Annotated in this window: 16 protein-coding genes and 1 tRNA gene; 3 read left to right on the top strand and 14 right to left on the bottom strand. The window is 72.3% G+C overall.

All coding sequences use genetic code 11. The features are described 5' to 3' along the window. Positions 1–14: 14 nt before the first annotated feature. From PSU4_RS18570 to PSU4_RS18555, 4 genes are read right to left on the bottom strand one after another with little or no spacing between them, the layout of a single operon-like run. Positions 15–1148 carry a glycerate kinase gene (locus tag PSU4_RS18570; RefSeq protein ID WP_147109997.1) on the bottom strand — a complete coding sequence of 378 codons (1134 nt, stop codon included), beginning with the start codon at positions 1146–1148 and terminating at the stop codon, positions 15–17. After that, positions 1148–2941 (bottom strand): glyoxylate carboligase, encoded by a 1794-nt coding sequence (gene gcl, locus PSU4_RS18565; RefSeq protein ID WP_147109995.1) that lies wholly within the window; start codon positions 2939–2941, stop codon positions 1148–1150. The genes PSU4_RS18570 and gcl overlap by 1 nt, the downstream gene beginning before the upstream one ends. 20 nt (positions 2942–2961) lie before the next feature. Beyond that, positions 2962–3855, bottom strand: coding sequence for a 2-hydroxy-3-oxopropionate reductase (locus PSU4_RS18560; RefSeq protein WP_147109993.1), 894 nt, complete (start codon positions 3853–3855; stop codon positions 2962–2964). 33 nt (positions 3856–3888) lie between these two features. Next, a complete protein-coding gene (locus PSU4_RS18555; protein ID WP_147109990.1) occupies positions 3889–4713 on the bottom strand; it encodes a hydroxypyruvate isomerase family protein in 825 nt (274 codons plus the stop codon). Positions 4714–5092: 379 nt separating this feature from the next. Here PSU4_RS18555 and PSU4_RS18550 point away from each other — a divergent pair, with 379 nt between their 5' ends. Further along, positions 5093–5893 (top strand): IclR family transcriptional regulator, encoded by an 801-nt coding sequence (locus PSU4_RS18550; RefSeq protein ID WP_147109988.1) that lies wholly within the window; start codon positions 5093–5095, stop codon positions 5891–5893. Between the two features lie 62 nt (positions 5894–5955). Here PSU4_RS18550 and PSU4_RS18545 read toward each other — a convergent pair whose 3' ends face one another. Genes PSU4_RS18545 through PSU4_RS18535 form a run of 3 tightly spaced genes read right to left on the bottom strand, consistent with a single transcriptional unit; the run spans position 5956 to position 9467 of the window. After that, positions 5956–6345, bottom strand: a complete 390-nt coding sequence (locus tag PSU4_RS18545) for a thioredoxin family protein (protein WP_147109986.1) — start codon at positions 6343–6345, stop codon at positions 5956–5958. Positions 6346–6352: 7 nt separating this feature from the next. Next, positions 6353–8773 carry a hypothetical protein gene (locus PSU4_RS18540; RefSeq protein ID WP_147109984.1) on the bottom strand — a complete coding sequence of 807 codons (2421 nt, stop codon included), beginning with the start codon at positions 8771–8773 and terminating at the stop codon, positions 6353–6355. A gap of 28 nt (positions 8774–8801) precedes the next feature. Further along, a complete protein-coding gene (locus tag PSU4_RS18535) occupies positions 8802–9467 on the bottom strand; it encodes a response regulator (protein ID WP_246115200.1) in 666 nt (221 codons plus the stop codon). Between the two features lie 136 nt (positions 9468–9603). On the opposite strand from PSU4_RS18535, the gene PSU4_RS18530 reads away from it, so the two are divergent. Then, a complete protein-coding gene (locus PSU4_RS18530; RefSeq protein WP_186817041.1) occupies positions 9604–10896 on the top strand; it encodes a glycosyltransferase in 1293 nt (430 codons plus the stop codon). Here PSU4_RS18530 and PSU4_RS18525 read toward each other — a convergent pair. Further along, a complete protein-coding gene (locus tag PSU4_RS18525; protein ID WP_147109978.1) occupies positions 10884–12161 on the bottom strand; it encodes a right-handed parallel beta-helix repeat-containing protein in 1278 nt (425 codons plus the stop codon). The genes PSU4_RS18530 and PSU4_RS18525 overlap by 13 nt on opposite strands. A gap of 399 nt (positions 12162–12560) precedes the next feature. After that, positions 12561–12637, bottom strand: a tRNA-Leu gene (locus PSU4_RS18520). Positions 12638–12747: 110 nt separating this feature from the next. Here PSU4_RS18520 and PSU4_RS18515 point away from each other — a divergent pair. Continuing rightward, a complete protein-coding gene (locus PSU4_RS18515) occupies positions 12748–13383 on the top strand; it encodes an ANTAR domain-containing response regulator (protein WP_246115199.1) in 636 nt (211 codons plus the stop codon). Positions 13384–13478: 95 nt separating this feature from the next. Here the strand turns inward: PSU4_RS18515 and PSU4_RS18510 are convergent, their stop codons facing one another. The 5 genes from PSU4_RS18510 to PSU4_RS18490 form a co-directional block, all read right to left on the bottom strand. Continuing rightward, the gene (locus PSU4_RS18510; protein ID WP_147109976.1) at positions 13479–14192 is read right to left on the bottom strand and encodes an ABC transporter ATP-binding protein; all 714 of its coding nucleotides are present in this window, start codon (positions 14190–14192) and stop codon (positions 13479–13481) included. Beyond that, positions 14179–15078, bottom strand: coding sequence for an ABC transporter ATP-binding protein (locus PSU4_RS18505; RefSeq protein ID WP_147110022.1), 900 nt, complete (start codon positions 15076–15078; stop codon positions 14179–14181). The genes PSU4_RS18510 and PSU4_RS18505 overlap by 14 nt, the downstream gene beginning before the upstream one ends. 254 nt (positions 15079–15332) lie before the next feature. After that, positions 15333–16481 (bottom strand): branched-chain amino acid ABC transporter permease, encoded by a 1149-nt coding sequence (locus PSU4_RS18500; RefSeq protein WP_147109974.1) that lies wholly within the window; start codon positions 16479–16481, stop codon positions 15333–15335. Then, complete coding sequence (locus PSU4_RS18495) at positions 16478–17506, bottom strand: branched-chain amino acid ABC transporter permease (RefSeq protein ID WP_186817040.1); 1029 nt, start codon at positions 17504–17506, stop codon at positions 16478–16480. Before PSU4_RS18495 ends, PSU4_RS18500 begins: the two co-directional genes overlap by 4 nt. Before the next feature lie 93 nt (positions 17507–17599). Further along, a complete protein-coding gene (locus PSU4_RS18490; protein ID WP_147109972.1) occupies positions 17600–18832 on the bottom strand; it encodes a branched-chain amino acid ABC transporter substrate-binding protein in 1233 nt (410 codons plus the stop codon). Positions 18833–18992 lie beyond the last annotated feature (160 nt).

Raw genomic sequence — 18992 nt, 5'->3', positions numbered from 1 at the left:
GGAACGTCCGGGGCTCAGCCGGGGGCGACCTGGGGGAGCCGGTCGGCGGCCAGGCCCCGCGACAGTTCCTCCAGCAGCGGCCCGGCCTCGGCGATGCACCGTGAGACGTCGGGCTCGATGTCGGTCAGGGCGTAGGCCCGTTCGATCCCGGCCGCGGCGAGCCGGTCGGGCGAGAGCGTGGTGTGCCCGGTGACGGCGACGACGGGGACGCCGGCCGCGCGGGCGGCGGCCGCGACCCCGGCGGGGGCCTTGCCGGCGAGGGTCTGCTCGTCGAGCGCGCCCTCGCCGGTGACGACGAGGTCGGCACCGGCGAGCTGCTCGGCGAAGCGCAGCAGGTCGAGGACGATGTCGATGCCCGGCCGCAGGGTCGCCCCGAGCACGGCGCACGCCGCGAACGAGACGCCGCCCGCGGCTCCGGCGCCGGCGTCGTCGCGGTGGTCGGATCCGGTGGCTTCGGCCACCAGGTCGGCCCAGTGACCGAGTGCGGCGTCGAGGGTCGCGACGTCGGCACCGGTCGCCCCCTTCTGCGGCCCGTACACCGCGGCGGCCCCGCTCGGGCCGCACAGCGGGTTGTCGACGTCGCAGGCCACGACGATCTCGACGTCGGCCAGCCGCGGGTCGAGCCCCGACAGGTCCAGCGACGCGGCTGCGGCCAGTGCCGCCCCGCCCGGGCGCAGCGGCCGGGCGTCGGCGTCGAGGACGACAGCGCCCAGAGCCGTCAGCATCCCGGCGCCGCCGTCGGTGCCGGCGCTGCCGCCGATGCCGAGCACGATCCGCGTGCAGCCCGCCGCCAGCGCCGCGCCGACGGCCTCACCGAGGCCGACGCTGGTGGCGCGCAACGGGTCCGGGCCGCCGTCGGGAAGCCGCATCAGGCCGCAGACGGTGGCCATCTCGACGATCGCGAGATCGCCGCGCCGGGCCCAGCGGGTGGTCACGGGCTCGCCGGTGGGGCCCGCCGCCGTCACCTGCACGCCGTCGAACCCCGCGGCGAGTGCCACGTCCACGGTGCCGTCGCCGCCGTCGGCCACGGGCAGGGCGACGACGTCGGCCGCCGGGGCGACCGCGCGCAGACCCGCCCGGACGTGCCCGGCCACCTCGACGGCGGTCAGGGAGCCCTTGAACTTGTCCGGGGCGACGACGACACGCATCAGGACGCCCGGCCGACGACGCTCGTCGGCGCCTCGGCGGTGTCGGAGGTGACGCCGTCGAACTCGTTCATGGCGTCGAGCGCGGTGCCCATGGCGATGTCGGTGACGCGCTCGAGCACGATCTCGACGATCACCGGGACCTTGTGCTCGTCGGCCAGTCGGCGCGCCTCGACCAGCGCGGGCCCGATGCCGTCGGGTGAGAACACGCGGATCGCCTTGCAGCCCAGGCCCTCGGCGACCTTGACGTGGTCGACGCCGTAGCCCTTGAGGCCGGGCAGCGCGTCGTCGTCGGCGTTGATGTTGTCGAACGAGAGCTGGACGCAGAAGTCCATGTCGAAGTTGCGCTGCGCCTGCCGGATCAGGCCCAGGTAGGCGTTGTTCACCAGGACGTGGACGTAGGGCAGGCCGAACTGCGCGCCGACGGCCAGCTCCTCGATCATGAACTGGAAGTCGTAGTCGCCCGAGATGGCGACGACGTCCTGCGTCGGGTCGGCGGCGACGACACCGAGCGCGGCCGGGACGGTCCAGCCCAGCGGGCCCGCCTGCCCAGCGTTGATCCAGTTGCGCGGCTTGTAGACGTGCAGCAGCTGCGCGGCCGCGATCTGGGACAGGCCGATGGTCGTGACGTAGCGGGTGTCGGGCCCGAGCGTCCGGTTCATCTCCTCGTAGACCCGGTGCGGCTTGATCGGCACCTGGTCGTAGTGGGTCTTGCGCAGCATGGTGGCCTTGCGGTCGCTGCACTCACCGGCCCACGCGGAGCGGTCGGGCAGTCCCGCACCGGCGGCGCGCTCGCGGGCGGCCTCGACGAACAGTTCGAGGGCGGCCTTGGCGTCGGAGGTGATGCCGAGGTCGGGGGCGAAGACGCGCCCGATCTGGGTCGGCTCGATGTCGACGTGGACGAACGTGCGGCCCGCCGTGTAGCTGTCGAGGTCGCCGGTGTGGCGGTTGGCCCATCGGTTGCCGATCCCGAGCACGAAGTCCGACGCGAGCATGGTCGCGTTGCCGTAGCGGTGCGAGGTCTGGATGCCCGCCATGCCCGCCATCAGCGGGTGGTCGTCGGGGATCGAGCCCCAGCCCATGAGCGTCGGGACGACCGGGGTGCCGGTGAGCTCGGCGAACTCGACGAGCAGGTCGGCGGCGTCGGCGTTGATGATGCCACCGCCGGCGACGACGACCGGGCGCTCGGCGGCGGCCAGCATGTCGAGGGCCCTGTCGATCTGGGCGCGGCTCGCGGCCGGCTTGTAGACCGGCAGCGGCTCGTAGGAGTCGATGTCGAACTCGATCTCGGCGAGCTGGACGTCGATGGGCAGGTCGATCAGGACCGGTCCGGGACGACCCGAGCGCATCAGGTGGAACGCCTGCGCGAACACCCCGGGAACCTGCGCCGGTTCGAGGACCGTGACCGCCATCTTGGTGAGCGGCGCGGCGATCGACGCGATGTCGACGGCCTGGAAGTCCTCCTTGTGCAGCTTCGCCACCGGCGCCTGGCCGGTGATGCACAGGATCGGGATCGAGTCCGCCGCCGCGGAGTACAGGCCCGTGATCATGTCGGTGCCGGCGGGGCCGGAGGTGCCGACGCAGACGCCGATGTTCCCCGGCGCGGCGCGGGTGTAGCCCTCGGCCATGTGGGCCGCACCCTCGACGTGGCGGGCCAGCGTGTGGCGCAGCGCCCCGTCGGCGCGGACCGCCGAGTAGAACGGGTTGATCGCCGCACCGGGCAGCCCGAACAGGTTGGTGATGCCTTCGCGGCGCAGGATCGCGACCGCCGCGTCGACGGTTCTCGTGCGAGCCATGACGTGTCCTTCCCAGGGAATCAGGAGCCGGCGCGGCCGGAGAGCGCTTCGACGGTCGTGAACAGCGCCGAGTGGTCGAGACCGCCGTGGCCCTGCGCGTCGAGCGAGGCGATGAGCTGCGCGACGTGCGACCCGAGCGGGATCACCACTCCGGCGGCGCGCGCGGCGTCGGTCACGATCTTCATGTCCTTGTGGTGCAGGGCGATGCGGAAGCCGGGCGCGAACTCGCGCCGGAGCATGTTGCCCGCCTTGCGCTCCAGCACGGTGCTGCCGGCCAGCCCGCCGCCGAGGACGGTGACGCCCGCCTCGGTGTCGACGCCGTGCGCCTCGAGGAAGACGATCGCCTCGGCGAGCAGCTCGATGTTGCCCGCGACGATCAGCTGGTTGGCGGCCTTGACGGTCTGGCCCGAGCCCGCGGGGCCGACCAGCACGACCGTGCTGCCGACGGCGTCGAGGACCGGCCGGGCGGCCTCGAACACGTCCTTCTCGCCGCCGACCATGATCGACAGGACGCCTTCGACGGCGCCGGCCTCGCCACCGGAGACCGGGGCGTCCAGGACGCGCAGGCCACGCTCGGCGCCGACCGCGGCCATGCGGCGCGAGACGTCGGGCAGGATCGTCGAGAAGTCGATGACCAGGGCGCCCTCGGCGGCGTTGTCGAACACGCCGTCCGCGCCGGTCAGGACCTCCTCGACGTCGGGGGAGTCGGGAACCATGACGGCGACGGCGTCGGCGCCCTTGACGGCCTCGGCGATGCTGCCCGCGCCCCGGCCGCCGGCGGCGACGAGCGCCTCGATGGGGCCCGGGGAGAGGTTGTAGCCGACGACGTCGAAGCCCGCCTTCACGAGGTTGATCGACATCGGCTTGCCCATGATGCCGAGGCCGATGAATGCGACGGTGGTCTGCGTGCCCATGTTCGTGTCTTCCTGTGTCCGGGGGTCGGGTGGTCAGGCGGCGCCGCGCTGCGAGCGCGGCAGCCAGTCGAGGCTCGCGGCGGTGTCACCGGCCGACGGCGTGTACTCCAGCGACACCCAGCCGTCGTAGCCCTTGTCCTGCAGGGCCTGCAGCCGGCTCACCAGGTCCAGGTCGCCGGAGCCCGGCTCGCCGCGGCCGGGTACGTCGGCGATCTGGACGTGCGCGATGTCGCCGAAGTGCGCGGTGATCGCGGCGTCGAGGTCGTCGCCGTTGCCGGCCAGGTGGAACAGGTCGAACAGGAAGCCGACGTTGGCGGCCCCCGCGGCCCGCACCTTCTCGACGACGCCGACGGCGTCGGCGGCCGTGCGCAGCGGGTAGGGCTTCGGGCCGCTGAGCGGCTCGATCAGCACGGTGGCACCGGCGGCCTCGACGGCCTCCGCGGCGAACACCAGGTTCTCGATGGCGAGGTCGTCCTGCTCGGCGGGGGTTGCGTCGTCGACGCGGACGCCGTAGAGCGCGTTGAGGCCGCGCACGTCCAGACGCTCGGCGATCGACGCGGCGACGGCGACGTTGTCGCGCCACTCGCCCGAGCGCGACGGGACGGACAGCACGCCGGCGTCCGGTCCGGCCAGGTCGCCGGCGAAGAAGTTCAGGCCGACGAGGGCGACGCCTGCGTCGGTGATCGCGCTGACGAACGCGTCGACCTCGGCGTCGGCGGGGGCGGGTTCGGCGAAGGGCCACCAGAACTCGACCGCGTCGAACCCGGCTGCCTTGGCAGCGGCGGGCCGGTCGAGGAGCGGGAGCTCGGCGAACAGCAGCGAGCAGTTGGGCAGGTAGCGCATCGGGGGGACGGCCATGATCCGCTGGTTCCTCCAGACTTCCGTATTACGGAAGAAAACTTCTGTGTAGCGAGAACTGTAGGGCTGGGTCTCGAACCGTGTCAAACCTGCGACCAGGCAGAACGGGTCCCGCGAGGCCGAAGGCGTTGCCGCCCAAGGCATCCGTGTGACCTGTGTCGCCTCGCCTGAGCGCCACGTCGCGCAGGACCGAGCGCCCGGCGTTGTCAGACGCGCAGCAGTGGCGACAAAAATCCGCGATGCGGAGGTACGGTTTCGAAATGCGAGAGGGAGTAGGACGGTCGACCCCCTGAGCGGGTCGGTATCGTTCCGGATGGCGGAAGACGGCCCGCACCTGCGGCCGGTCACGGCGACGGTGCGGCGACAGGCGGGATCCGAGATGCCCAGACAGACCGAACCGGCGCCGGAGCGCGGCAGCGGGCGCGTGCAGTCGGTCGAGCGGACCTTCGAGCTGCTCGAGGCGATGAGCGACCTCGGCGGCACGGCGGGGCTCTCACAGCTCGCCGCGCGCCTCGGCCTGCCGCTCCCGACCATCCACCGGCTCGTCCGCACGCTCGTCGACCTCGGCTACGTCCGGCAGCAGCCGTCGCGGGAGTACGCGCTGGGCCCGCGCCTGATGCGCCTCGGTGAGCACGCCTCCCGGCTGCTCGGCACCTGGGCGATGCCCTACCTGCGCGACCTCGTCGACGAGATCGGCGAGAGCGCCAACCTCGCGATGCTCGACGGCGACCACGTCGTCTACACCGCGCAGGTCCCCGGGACGCACTCCATGCGGATGTTCACCGAGGTCGGCCGGCGGGCCCAGGTGCACTGCACCGCGGTCGGCAAGGCGATGCTCGCGCTCATGCCGCGCGAGCAGGCCGACGTGATCGTCCGCGGCTCGGCGATGACACCGCAGACCAGCCACACCATCGTCACGCTCGACGCCTTCCACGCCGAGCTCGCCCGGATCCGCGAGACCGGCTACTCGGTCGACAACGAGGAGCAGGAGATCGGCGTCCGCTGTGTCGCCGTCGCGGTGCCCGGGCGCGCGCCCCGGGCCGCGTTCTCGATCTCCGGCCCCTCGCCCCGGATGACCGACGCCCTCATCCACCGCGCCGTGCCGCTGCTGCGCCGCGCGGCCGAGGGCGTCGCCGGCGAGCTCGACGAGCCCGGCCCCGGTTCCGCCCGCGTCGGCTGACCCCCGACGTGCGACAGCCCCGGGACCATGGTCCCGGGGCCTGTCGTCGTGGTGGGTGCGGGTCAGGCGGTGGGCTCGCCGTCGCCTGCCTGCGCCTGCTGCTCCGCGACGGCCGCACGGACCTTGTCCATGTCGACCTCGCGCACCTTCCCGATGAGGTCCTCGAACGCGGGCGCGGGCAGCGCACCGGGCTCGGCGTAGATCACCAGGCCGTCGCGCACCGCCATCACCGTCGGGATCGACGAGATGCCGAAGGCCTGCGCGAGCTCGACCTGCGCCTCGGTGTCGACCTTCGCGAACGTGATGTCGCCGTGCTTCTCCGAGGCCTGTTCGAACACCGGCCCGAACTGACGGCACGGCCCGCACCAGCTCGCCCAGAAGTCGACGAACACGGTCCCGGGTCCGCCGACGACCTCGTCGAAGTTGTCGGTGGTCAGTTCAACTGTCGCCATGGCTGGGTCAACGGGTAGACCGGACGTTCTGTTCCCGCGGGTCGTCCTGCAGGGTGACGCGGGCCCGTTCGTCGCGGCGCACCGAACGGACCAGCCGGGCGACGGCGGCGTCGTACTGCGGTTCCAGCCAGTAGTCCCCGTGCACGCGGTCGTGCGGGTCGGCCAGCGGCGCCAGGTCGACACCGGGGTCGACGCCCGGGTCCGCACCCGACTGCGCCCCCGGCTCGTCGATCAGGTCGTCGACGGGGCCGCCGACCGGGTCGGTGTCGCGCCACAGGTTGCGCCAGCGACCCCCGAGCCTGCGGTCCAGCGCCGTCGTCGCCGCCGCGTCGAAGTACGCGGGGAAGAACTCGCCGTAGAGGTGGTGCCAGGGCGAGCCGAACGTGAACAGCGCGACCGGGCCCAGCGGCGCGGGCGCCAGCAGCAGCGCCGTGCCCGCGATGACCGAGCCCTGGCTGTGGGCGGCGACGACCAGCGGCTCACCAGGGCCGGCAGCGGCGGCGACCCGCTGCGCGAGGCCCGTGACGGCGCGGTCGGAGTACGTCGGCGGGGCCAGCGGATGGAACCAGCGCGGCCAGAACGTGCCGACGTCCCACAGCACCCCGATTCCCCGGCGCACCGCGACGCTGCGGGCCGCCGCGTACATGCGCCACAGCAGGACCAGCGTCGGCAACACGACGGCCAGCGCCAGCGACAGGTCGGCGAAGCTGCGCGGCGGCACCGGCACCCCCAGCAGCTGCGCCGACCAGCCCTCCCGCAGCGCCACGACCACCAGCGCGCTCACCCCGGCGACCACCAGCGCGAGGCCCGCCCACCCGGCGGGGCCGAACCGGCGGTGCCGGGCCGCCGCGACGACCCCCGCCAGTGCCGGCACCGCGAGGGCCACGACGACACCCGTCGACACCACCGGCGGTATCGACGTGACCGGCGGCAGCTCACCGCGCGCCAGCGCCGCCCCGACCCCGGTGCCCGCGACCGCCACACCCAGCACCGTGAGCAACGCCGTCAACCACGACGCGCGGATCGTCAACGCGCGCAACGCCACCGGCGCGGGCAGCGTCCGGCGCCCGCCCACCGCGACGAACCGCAGCGCCAGCCACGCGAACGCGACGACGAGCCCGGTCGCGGCGAGGATCGTCGTGAACGCCACCGCCATCCAGCCGACGGCCTCACCGACGACCAGCCCGCCGGCCCGGCCGCCGCCGGCCAGCCGCGCGACCTGCTCGGCGAGCCCGGCACCCAGCGCGGCCCCCGTCGCCGCCGCGCCGAGCAGGATCGCGGGCGCGTTCGCCCGCCGCAGGTCCGCGTGCCGGGCGCGGCCGTCGCGACGCCGCCCGGGCCCGCCCGCCACGGCGACCGCCGCCACGACCAGCAGCAGCCCCGCCGTCAGCCACAGCGCCGACCCCCGGATCGCGGGCAGGAACGGTGTCGCCGCCACCCACTCCGGCGTGATCCCTGCCGACGACACCGCCGCCAGCGCGACCGCGACCGTCGGCAACGGCCACGAGCCGTGCCGGACCAGCACGGCCGGCGGCAGCCCCCGCCCGCGGCCACCGCCCACGTGACCCGGCGCCCCGTCGGCCAGGCTGACCGCGCACAGCAGCACCGCGACCACCACCAGTCCGGCGGTCGCCGCCCAGAACCCGGTGCGGCTCAGCACGTCCCACACCCCGGAGCGTCCCGCGCCCGGCCACGACCCGATCAGTCCGACGACGCCCAGCGCCGCCCCCAGGTGCAGCCGGCGCAGCGCCACGTTGATGCCGGGGCTGTCCCACATCGGGCGCTGGTCGTGGTGCAGCGACACCCGGCCCGCCGGGTCCGTCCACACCGACCACGGATCGACGTGCCGCGTCGTGGGCCGCTGCCGGATCCGGCTCAGCCACACCACGACCAGCAGCACACCCGTCGCCCCCAGCAGACCGGCACCCACCGTCCACACCGGGGTCCCGAGCCGGCGCACCAGCCACTGGTAGGCCGCCAGGTCCGCGACGATCAGCTGCGCCCACAGCACGAACACGACCGTCACCAGTACGCCGGCGAGCCGCACCAGCAGTACCCCGGCCCGCACCCGGGCACCTCGGCGCGCCGGCACCCCCGCCGCGGCGGGGGAGTCGGGACCCGCGAGCAACGCCCAGCCCGCGACGTTGGCCAGCATGAACGGCAGCAGCACCACGTAGAACGCCTGGTACCAGCGGCCCGACGTCAACGAGCCCCACGACCACGCCCGCAGCCCCGGCCGCTCCGGCGGGCGCCGCCACTCCGAGATCGCCCCGTCGGCGTCGGGGCCCGTGTCGTCGGGCCGGTCGACCCGCACCGGCGGGACGAGCTGCAGCATCACCGCGGGCGGGGTGCCCGCCACCCCGTGCACCCGCAGTTCGACGTGCCCCCCGTCGGCAGCGGAGCTCGTGGCCGGGTGCGTGGCCTCCATGGCCGACGACGATCTCACGCCGTGGCCGTCAGTGACGCCCGTCGGTCGGGGGGAGCTGCCCGGGCCGTCGCCGCCCCGCCGCGTACACCGCCGCCTCCGTGCGCCGCGCGAACCCCAGCTTGTGCAGCAGCGACGACACGTAGTTCTTGACGGTCTTCTCCGCGAGGAACAGCTCGTCGCCGATCTGGCGGTTGGTCAGCCCCAGCGCGATGAGGTCGAGGATGCGCCGCTCCTGCGGCGACAACGAGTCGTACCGCGGATCGGACGGGGTGCGCAGCCGCTCCACCGCGCGGGCCGCCGTCTCCGGGTCGATCAGGCTGCCGCCCGCGGCGGCGGTCCGCACCGCCGCCACGAGCCCGGCCCCCGCGACGTCCTTGAGCAGGTACCCCGCCGCACCGGCGACGACCGCCCCGAACAACGCCTGGTCGTCGCTGAACGAGGTGAGTATCAGGCAGGCCGGGGGAGGGTCGAGCAGCGAGCGGATGTCGCGGCACACGCCGATGCCCTCGCCGTCGGGCAGCCGCACGTCGAGCACCGCGACGTCGGGGCGCACCGCCGGTATCCGCGCCAGCGCCTCGGCCGCCGACGCGGCCTCGCCGACGACGGTCACGTCGTCCTCACGGTCGAGCAGGTGCGCCACACCGCGGCGGACGATCTCGTGGTCGTCGACCAGGAACACGGAGATGCTGCCCACCACGACCTCCTCGTCGACGGACGTGAAAGTACCGAGGATCCCTCCGGAACGGGACCCTCCGAGACCGTACGGGACCGCGAGGTCCTCGACGTGCGGCGTGTCGGGGCGGCGCGCCGGTCCGGACCGGTCACCGGGCATGATCGGTGGCAGGGCCGACGGACGGGGGCAGGGCGTGCGGGTGCTGATCGCTGCGCTGGGGTCGCGCGGGGACGTCGTGGGGTTCGTCGGGCTCGGGCGCAGGCTCGCCGCCGACGGTCTCGACGTCACCGTCGCCGCCAACCCGGAGTTCGCCGACGACGTCCACGCCGGTGGCATCGGGTTCGCCCCACTCGCGGGCGACGCCCGCACCATCTCCGACCTCCCCAGCGGGTGGCGGACGTCGCCGAGGGCCCTCGCCGCCCAGGCCGACGCGCTGACGTCCTACCTCGAGTCCACCGCCGACGACCTCGTCGACGCCGCCCAGCACGCAGACCTGTTGCTGTGCAACGTGACCGCGATGTTCGGGGTCGACGTGGCCGAGGGGCTCGGCATCCCGAGCGCGGGGCTGTTCAGCCAGCCGATCGAACCCACCCGCGAGTTCCCGCCGATGCTGCTGCACACCGCCCGGTCCCTCGGCGGCGTCGGCAACCTCCTCGCCGGTCGCGTCGCGCTCCGCTCGGCCGTGCCGTTCCACCGGGCCTCCGCCCGGGTCCGGTCCCGGCTCGGGCTGCCCCGCCGGTCCGCGGCCGCCACCGCGCGCGCCCTCGAGCGGCAGCGCTGGCGCGTCTGGCACGGCTGGAGCCCGCACGTGCTGCCCCGGCCGGCCGACTGGCGGCCCGGCCTCGACGTCGTCGGCTACTGGCACCCCGTCGTCCCCGACGACTGGACCCCGGCGCCCGAGCTCGCCACGTTCCTCGACGACGGCCCGGCCCCGGTCTACCTCGGTTTCGGCTCCATGGGCCACGGTCGCGGCGCCGAACTGTCCGCGATCGTCGCCGACGTCGTGGGCCGCACCGGGATCCGGGCCGTCGTCCACCGCGGCTGGGCCGGCTTGGAGGTGAGCTCCGACCGGGTCTGCCTCGTCGACCACGTGCCGCACGCCTGGCTCTTCCCGCGGATGGCCGCCGTCGTGCACCACGGGGGAGCGGGCACGGCCGGCGCCGCGTTCACCGCGGGCGTGCCCGTCGTGACCGTGCCCGTCTACGCCGACCAGCCGCTGTGGGCGGCCCGCGCCCGCGCGCTCGGCGTCGGACCCGAACCGCTGCCGCAGGCCCGGCTCACCGCCGCGGCACTCGCCGAACGCATCACCGACGCGACGACCCGGCCCGAGTTCCGCCGCACCGCCGCCCGCCTCGCCGCCGCCATCGTGGACGACGACGGTGCCGGCGCGGTCGCCGCGGCCCTGGCCGACCACGGCGACCGCGGCGACCGCGGCGGTCAGCGCTCGTAGACGCCCAGGTCGACGGCCGCGCCCTTGGCCCGCGCCGTGCCCGCGATGTCGACCGTCGGGGCCAGCGTCGCCACGCCCGCGTCGATCGCGGGGGAGCCGGTCAGGAGGTGGAAGTCCCCGCCCGCGGCATCGACGAACTTCGCGTTACCCGTGGTCAGGTTGTGGTCGAGGGTGAAGCCGCCGGTGCCACCGCTGATCGCCGACGGGTTGCCCGTCAGGATGTTGTTGCGGATGACGTTCGTGCCGCTGAACCCGCTGGTGCTGAACACGATCCCGGCGCGCTTGTTGCCGTACGCGACGTTGTTCAGGATGCGGATGTTCGACATCGTGCCGCTGCCCTCCTTCCACAGCCCGATGCCGCCGCCGGCGTTGCCGGTCAGCACGTTGTTGTAGATGTCGACGTTCGACAGGCGCTTCGTGGGCGAGTACGACTCGACCGCCACGAGAATCCCCGGCTTCGAGGTGTTCGTCGCGCCGGTCACGACGTTGTCGAAGATCTTCACGTCGTGGACGGAGTCGGCGTAGATGTTCGGGCCGCGGTTGTTGTAGACGCGGTTGCCGTGCACGAGAGCGTTGCGGGTCTCGTACTTGACGTCGATGCCCTCCTCGCCGCTGTCGTGCACCTCGTTGTTCCTGATGTCGACGGTGTCGTAGTTGACCAGGCTCATCGCCTCGTTGGACGCCGACGTGCCCGCCTGGTTGGTGTGGTGGACGTCGTTGCCGTCGATGACGGCGTCGGCGCCGTTGAGCAGCACCAGCCCGCCGTTGCGGGTGTGCGACACCTCGGTGTCGGAGATCCGGATGTTCGACGCCTGGTTGCCGTAGATGCCGTGCGTCGGGGAGTTCGTGATCGTCAGCCCGCTGATCCTGATGTAGGAGCGGTTGTCGAGGCTCACGAGCCCGTTGCCGCTCTTGAGGGTGTTCTTGCCGTCGACGACGACCTTCGCGCCGGCCTTGCTGCGCAACGTGATCCAGCCGGCCGCGGCGCTGCCGCTGGTCGGGAACCGCAACGCCTCCGCGTAGGTCCCGGCCGACACCTCGACGGTGTCGCCGGCCTTCGCCGCGTCGAGCGCCGACTGGATCGTCTTGTACGAGCCGGCGGCGCCGACGCTGAGCGTCTGCGGGGCCGCGGCCGCGACGCCGTGGATGGCGAAACCGGCGCCGATGGCGACCGCCGCGGCGGCGACGAACGTCTGACGCCGGCGGGTACGCGTCCATCGTCGGCGTGCCGGGCGCGCAGGGGAGGCTGCTCGATGTGAAGTCATGTCTCTCTCAATCCGCATTTCAGTCACGTGGGGAGCGGGACTGCGCACGTGACTTCGACGGCCGTGACCGGGGCGTTACACAGCGTCGGTCCACGGACGAGGCGGATGAGGTGCGTGTGGGTGAATCGGGCAGCGAGAAGCCCTGAGGTTGGCCACTGAACGGGTGAAGTCGAACCGAATTCGCCGAGGTGGACGCGATCCGCGCAGGTCACCCGTCTGCCGAGCCCACATTCACCGTGACGGCCGCGTCACCGAGCGTCCCACACGCCGCACCCGGGCGGCCCACCACGCCGTCACGACGGGCGCGACGGTGGGCGCGTCGGGGCACTCGGAAACCCACTCGAACCACGCCGCGACGCGCTCGCGGGCCGGCCCGGGAAAGGGTGTTGACGAGAAGAGTGGTGCCCCCGGTGCGACTCGAACGCACACTGGGCGGATTTTGAGTCCGCTGCCTCTGCCGATTGGGCTACGGGGGCGCCCGCGGCGACGTGTCTCCGAACACGAAAGCGAGATCGTTCGCCGGGCCCGAAGCCTAGCCCGATAACCTTGCCCCTTCGCAATCGCCCCACGCTGAAGGAGTGACCCGGTGGCTCAGCAGGTTTCCGAGGACGGCCACGACGCCGCACAGGCGGCGGGACCCGCCCCGGGCTGGCGGGTGCTCGTGGCCGAGGACGAGGCGTTGATCCGGCTCGACCTGACCGAGATGCTCTCCGAGGAGGGCTACCAGATCGCGGGCGAGGCCGGCGACGGCGCGGCCGCGATCGACATGGCCCGCACCCTCAAGCCCGACCTCGTGATCATGGACATCAAGATGCCCAAGATGGACGGCATCGAGGCGGCGGGCGCGATCGTCGAGGAGCGGATCGCACCGGTCGTCATGCTCACGGCGTTCAGCCAGCGCGACCTCATCGAGCGGGCCCGTGACGCCGGTGCGATGGCGTACCTAGTGAAGCCGTTCGCCCGTCACGAGCTGGTCCCGGCCATCGAGCTGGCCGTGTCCCGGTTCGCCGAGAAGCGCGCCCTCGAGGACGAGGTCGCCACGCTGTCGGAGCGTCTGGAGACCCGCAAGGTCGTCGACCGGGCCAAGGGCCTGTTGATGACCAAGCAGAAGATGACCGAGCCGGAGGCGTTCCGCTGGATCCAGCGGACTGCGATGGACCGTCGTACCACGATGAGAGCGGTCGCCGACGCGGTCGTCGGGGGGCTCGCCGAGTCCACGTGACCGCGCACGCCTGACGCGACGACGCCGCCGGGGTCCATGACCCCGGCGGCGTCGCTGTCCACTCACTGCTCGCGCGTGAGTCCGGAACAGGGCGGTCAGGCCACGCCCAGGTACGCCTCCTTGATCGCCGGGTCGGCCAGGAGCTCCTCCCCGGTGCCCGACTTCGTGATCCGCCCCGTCTCGATGACGTAGGCGCGGTGCGCGCGCTGCAGCGCCTGCTGGGCGTTCTGCTCGACCAGCAGCACCGTCACACCTTGTGAGTTGATCTCCGTGATGATCCGGAAGATCTGCTGGATGAACTGCGGTGCGAGGCCCATCGACGGTTCGTCGAGCAGCAGCAGCCGGGGCTTGGCCATGAGTGCCCGCCCGATGGCGAGCATCTGCTGCTCCCCGCCGGACAGGGTGCCGCCCGCCTGGGTCCGGCGTTCGGCGAGCCGCGGGAACAGTTCGAACACCCGGTCCAGGTCCTCACCCAGGGACTTGCGGTCCTTGCGGGTGTAGGCGCCCATGTCGAGGTTCTCCAGCACCGTCATGCCGGGGAACACGCCACGGCCCTCGGGGGACTGGGAGATGCCGCGGACCACGCGCAGGTCGGCCCGCAACGAGCTGACGTCCTGCCCGTCGAAACGCAGCACCCCCGACGACACCGGCCGGATCCCGGAGATGACGCGCATCGTCGTGGTCTTGCCGGCACCGTTGGCCCCGATGAGGGTGACGATCTCGCCCTCGTCGACGTGCAGGGTGATGTCGTGGAGCGCCTGGATGCGCCCGTAGTGCGCGCTGAGCGCGTCGAGCTCAAGCAGTGGCATCGTCGGGGACCCCCAGGTAGGCGGCGATGACGGCCGGGTTCTCGCGGATCTCGTGGGGGAGACCCTCGGCGATCTTGCGGCCGAACTCGAGCACCACGATCCGGTCGGTGACACCCATGACCAGTCGCATGTCGTGCTCGATGAGCAGGACCGTGTAGCCGTCCTCGCGAATCTTGTGGATCAACCCCATGAGGTTGTCCTTCTCCGCGGGGTTGAAGCCCGCGGCGGGCTCGTCGAGACAGAGCAGCTTGGGCTCCGTCGCGAGCGCCCGGGCGATCTCCAGCCGGCGCTGGTCGCCGTAGGGCAGGTTGCGGGCCTTCTCGGCGGCCCGGCCCGCGATGCCGACGAACTCCAGCAGGGCCATGGCCCGGTCGATCGCCGCCCGCTCCTCGCGGTGGTGGCGCGGGAGCCGCAACAACGCGCCGACGACGCTCGTCTTGTGCCGGGCGTCGGCACCGACGACGACGTTCTCCAGCGCGGTCATCTCACCGAAGAGGCGGATGTTCTGGAAGGTGCGGGCGATGCCGAGCCGGGTGATCTGGTGGCGCGACCGCCTGCCGAGGGGCTGGCCCTCGAGCAGCACCCGCCCCGACGTCGGCCGGTAGACGCCGGTGAGCGCGTTGAAACACGTCGTCTTGCCGGCGCCGTTGGGGCCGATGAGGCCGAGGATCTCGCCGCGGCGGATCCCGAACGACACCGAGTCGAGCGCGACGAGACCGCCGAAGCGCATGGTGACCTCGTCCATGGCGAGCAGGGTGTCGCCGACCTCGACCGCGATCTCCCGGTCGGGCGCGACGACCTCGGCGACCTCGGCCTCGCGTTCGGCGAGCTCCTCGGGGCTCATGTGGGCGAGCTGCTCGACGATGCTGCCCTCGCCGTCGGGCATCAGGCCGGGGCCCTCGGCGGCGAGGTTGTCGATGTGCTCGTCGGCGCGTTCGGCCGCCTGCTCGCGGGTCGCCTCGTCGAGGGCCACCGTCGCGACGTCGTCGGCCGGGTGCGCGGCGTCCGACGGCCCGGTCGTGTCCTCGCCCGCCCGGGGAGCCGGCGCATCCGTCGACGCCGAGCTCGTGTCGGGCGCCGCGTCCGCGGCGTGCTTGCCGGGACGGCCGGGTTCCGTGCCGGCGGAGCGTGTCTCGTCGGTCATCCGGCTTTCTCCCCTTCACCGCGTAGCGAGCTGTCCGCGCTGACCTGTTCGGGTCTGCCGACCAGCCGCATGTACGCCTGCCTGCCGTAGGCGAGCAGCCGCTGCCGGGCCCCGAGCAGGCCCTGTGGGCGGAACATCATCAGGATGATCAGCGCGACGCCGAAGATCAGGTACTTGTAGGCGGCGAGCTCGACGAAACGGTTGGGGATGTAGGACACGACGAACGCGCCCAGCACCACGCCGACCTTGTTGCCCGAGCCGCCGAGGACGACCGCGGCGAGGAACAGCACCGAGGTGGGGACGTCGAACTTCTGGTTGTTGACGAACCCGACCTGCCCGGCGAACAGCGCACCCGACAGGCCGCCGATCGCGGCGCCGATCACGAAGGCCCACAGCTTGAAGCGGATCGTGGCGACACCCATGATCTCGGCGGCGTCCTCGTCCTCGCGGATCGCGACCCACGCGCGGCCGACGCGGCTGCGCTCGAGGTTGCCGACCAGGAACAGGATGGCGATCGTGATCGTCACGACGAGCCAGTACCAGGCGGTGCCGTTGGACGTCGTGAAGATCGGGTCGCCCTCGGAGTTGGTGCCGGGCGGGCTGCCCACGCCCTGGAAGCCGACCTGGCCCTTCAGGGGTCCGACGATCGTCGCCAGGAGCCTGACGATCTCACCGAACCCCAACGTGACGATCGCCAGGTAGTCCCCGCGTAGTCGCAGTGTCGGCCCTCCCAGCACCAGTCCGAAGAACATGGTCACGACCATCGCCAGCGGCAGCGTCCACAGGTACGGGATGTGCCACAGCACGGAGTCGGGGCTGGTCAGCAGCGCCGCGACGTAGGAACCGATCGCGAAGAAGCCGACGTAGCCGAGGTCGAGCAGACCCGCCTGCCCGACGACGACGTTGAGGCCGATCGCGATGAGCGCGAAGCGGGCGGCGTCGAAGAGCGCGAGCGGGAAGTTGGTGCCGGGCTCCGTCGTCAGCAGCGGCGGGTTGAGCACCGGCAGCGCGTAGATCAGCACGACGACCGGGATCAGCAAGAGCCACTGCTGCGGGCGCGGCAGGCTGTTCCACCTGTCGCGCACCGACATCTTCCCGGAGGTCGCGGGCGTCGAGGCCTTCGGCCGGTCGGAGGTGGTCGTCATACCCGCGCCCTCCCCAGGGACTCGCCGAGGATGCCGGTCGGCCGGATCATCAGGATGGCGACGAGCACGACGAACGCGACGACGTCGATCCACTGCCCGTTGCCGAACAGCGTGGCGCCGTAGTTGCCGATGACGCCGAGGAGCAGACCGCCGAGCAGGGCGCCGCGGATGTTGCCGATGCCGCCGAGCACCGCCGCGGCGAACGCCTTGATGCCGAGGATGAAGCCGCCGTTGAACTGGGCACCGGCCGGCACCCGCATCATGTAGAACAGCGCGGCCGCGCCGGCGAGGATGCCGCCGATCAGGAACGTCAGCACGATGACCCGTTCCTTGTTGACGCCCATCAGCGTCGCGGTGTCGGGGTCCTGGGCCACGGCGCGCAGTCCGCGGCCGAGCCGCGTCCGGTTGACGAACTGGTCCGTGACGATCATCAGGACGATGGCGGCGACGAAGATGACGAGCTGCTGGCTCGTGATGATCACGCCGCCGATGTCGAACACGGGCTCGGGGCGGAACATGATGATCGCGGGCTCGGGGTTCGGCCCACGCCAGGCGAAGATCGCGTACTGGATCGCGAACGAGGCGCCGATCGCCGTGATGAGGAAGGCGAGGCGGGGAGCGTTGCGTCTGCGCAGAGGTCTGTACGCGACCCGTTCCAGGAGTACGGCCACCAGCCCGGAGACGAGCATCGCGACGAGCATCGCGAGCACCAGGTCACCGACGAGCGCGGCGGTGCTCAGGTTGGGCGCCGAGGTTCCGAAGCCGAGCGCGGAGAGGGTGAAGAACACCGCGTAGGCGCCGACGATGAAGACCTCGGAGTGCGCGAAGTTGATCAGCTGCAGCACGCCGTAGACCATCGTGTAGCCCATCGCCACGAGCGCGTAGATCGCACCGTAGGTGAGCCCGTCGATGGTGTCGCTCCAGAACTGGCCCAGGAATGCGGCGACGTCGAACTTGATCCAGTCGGGGCCTTGCGCGAGCAGGTCATGCCCCTGCGCGAGCAGGATTGTCGAGATCACGGGCACACGTCCCTCATGTGCGACGGGCATGCCCGCCGACGACCGTGAAGGTCATCGACGGGCATGCCCGTGAGCAGTCGTGCGGATGGATGACGAGGATCAGCCGATCGTCCCGACGTAGACGATCTTGCCGGCCTGGACCTTGTACCCGTAGACGGTGGTGGCCGCGAGCTCGCCGGTGCCGTCCCACTTGAAGTGCTTGCTGAAGCCGTCCGCGTCGTAGTTCTTGACCCAGTTCAGCAGGCCCGCGCGGTCGGTGATGCCGGAGTCGATGCCCGCGAGCAGGATCGTCGCCGAGTCGTAGCCCTCGAGGGAGTAGGTGCCGGGGGCCCCGCCACCGCTCACGCCCTTGTAGGCGTCGGCGAACTCGGGCAGCAGCTCACCCGGGACACAGGGGCAGGTGAAGAACGCGTTGTTGGACGCGTCGCCCGCCTGCTGGATGAACTTGTCGTCCTTGACACCGTCGGGGCCGACGAAGGCACCGGTGAAGCCCTTGGTGACGAGCTGCTGGTCGAGCGGCGCGCCCTCGGCGTAGTAGCCGGCGAAGAACACGGCGTCGGGCTTGGCCGCGATCACCTTGTTGGCGACGGTCGAGAAGTCCTTCTGACCGGTCGTCACCTTGTCCTGGCAGTCCGCGGAGACGGCGCCGAGCGCCTCGTTCGTGGTCGTGGCCAGGCCGATGCCGTAGTCCGAGTCGTCCTGGATGACGCAGACCTTCTTGGCGCCGAGCGTGCCGGTGATGAACTTCGCGGCGGCCGGGCCCTGCACGGAGTCGTTGCCCAGGGCGCGGAAGAACGTCGTCCACCCGTTCTGGGTCAGGCTCGGGTTGGTCGCCGACGGAGTCAGGTGGACCAGGCCGGCCTGCTCGAAGATCCCGCCGGTGGCCTTCGACTCGCCGGAGAACGGCAGCCCGAGCGCACCGATGGTGGCGGGCTCGCTGACGAGCTGGGTGACGATGCCGGGCGCCTTGCCCGGGTCACCCTCGGTGTCGAACTTCTTGAGCTGCACCTGGCAGTTCGGGTTCGCCTCGTTGTGCTGGTTCACCGCGAGCTGGGCACCGTTGAGGATGTTGATGCCGAGCTGGGCGTTGGCGCCGGACTGCGCGCCGGCGAACGCGATGGTGGTGGTGGGTGCACACTGCGCCTGGCCGTTGCCGGCCGGCTTGACCGCGTTCGGCGGCACCGGCAGCGTGGTCACCTCGGGCACGTCGACCTTGGACGGGCCCCCCGACCCGGTGTCGCCGCTCGACCCGCTGTTCGCCGCGCAACCGGCGAGTACGACGGCGAGCGCCGCAGCGCTCGCGATCGTTGCGATGCGCCTTGCTCTAGCCACGTTGACCTCCTCGCACCTGCACCCCCCGGGCGACAGGCTGGCCGAGGCCCCGCCACCGATCGGGGCGAGGCATAGCCGCGAAAAGTAGTCCCGCGTCGCTGAGGTGGACAGAATGCCGTGAGCTGTTGTGTCCAAGTCGTGATCGGGACACGCCCGCCTG

It is taken from the genome of Pseudonocardia sulfidoxydans NBRC 16205, from assembly GCF_007989085.1.
Lineage (GTDB): Bacteria > Actinomycetota > Actinomycetes > Mycobacteriales > Pseudonocardiaceae > Pseudonocardia > Pseudonocardia sulfidoxydans.
Note: the sequence above shows the minus strand (reverse complement) of the source record. Positions and strands in the feature narration are given on the sequence as shown.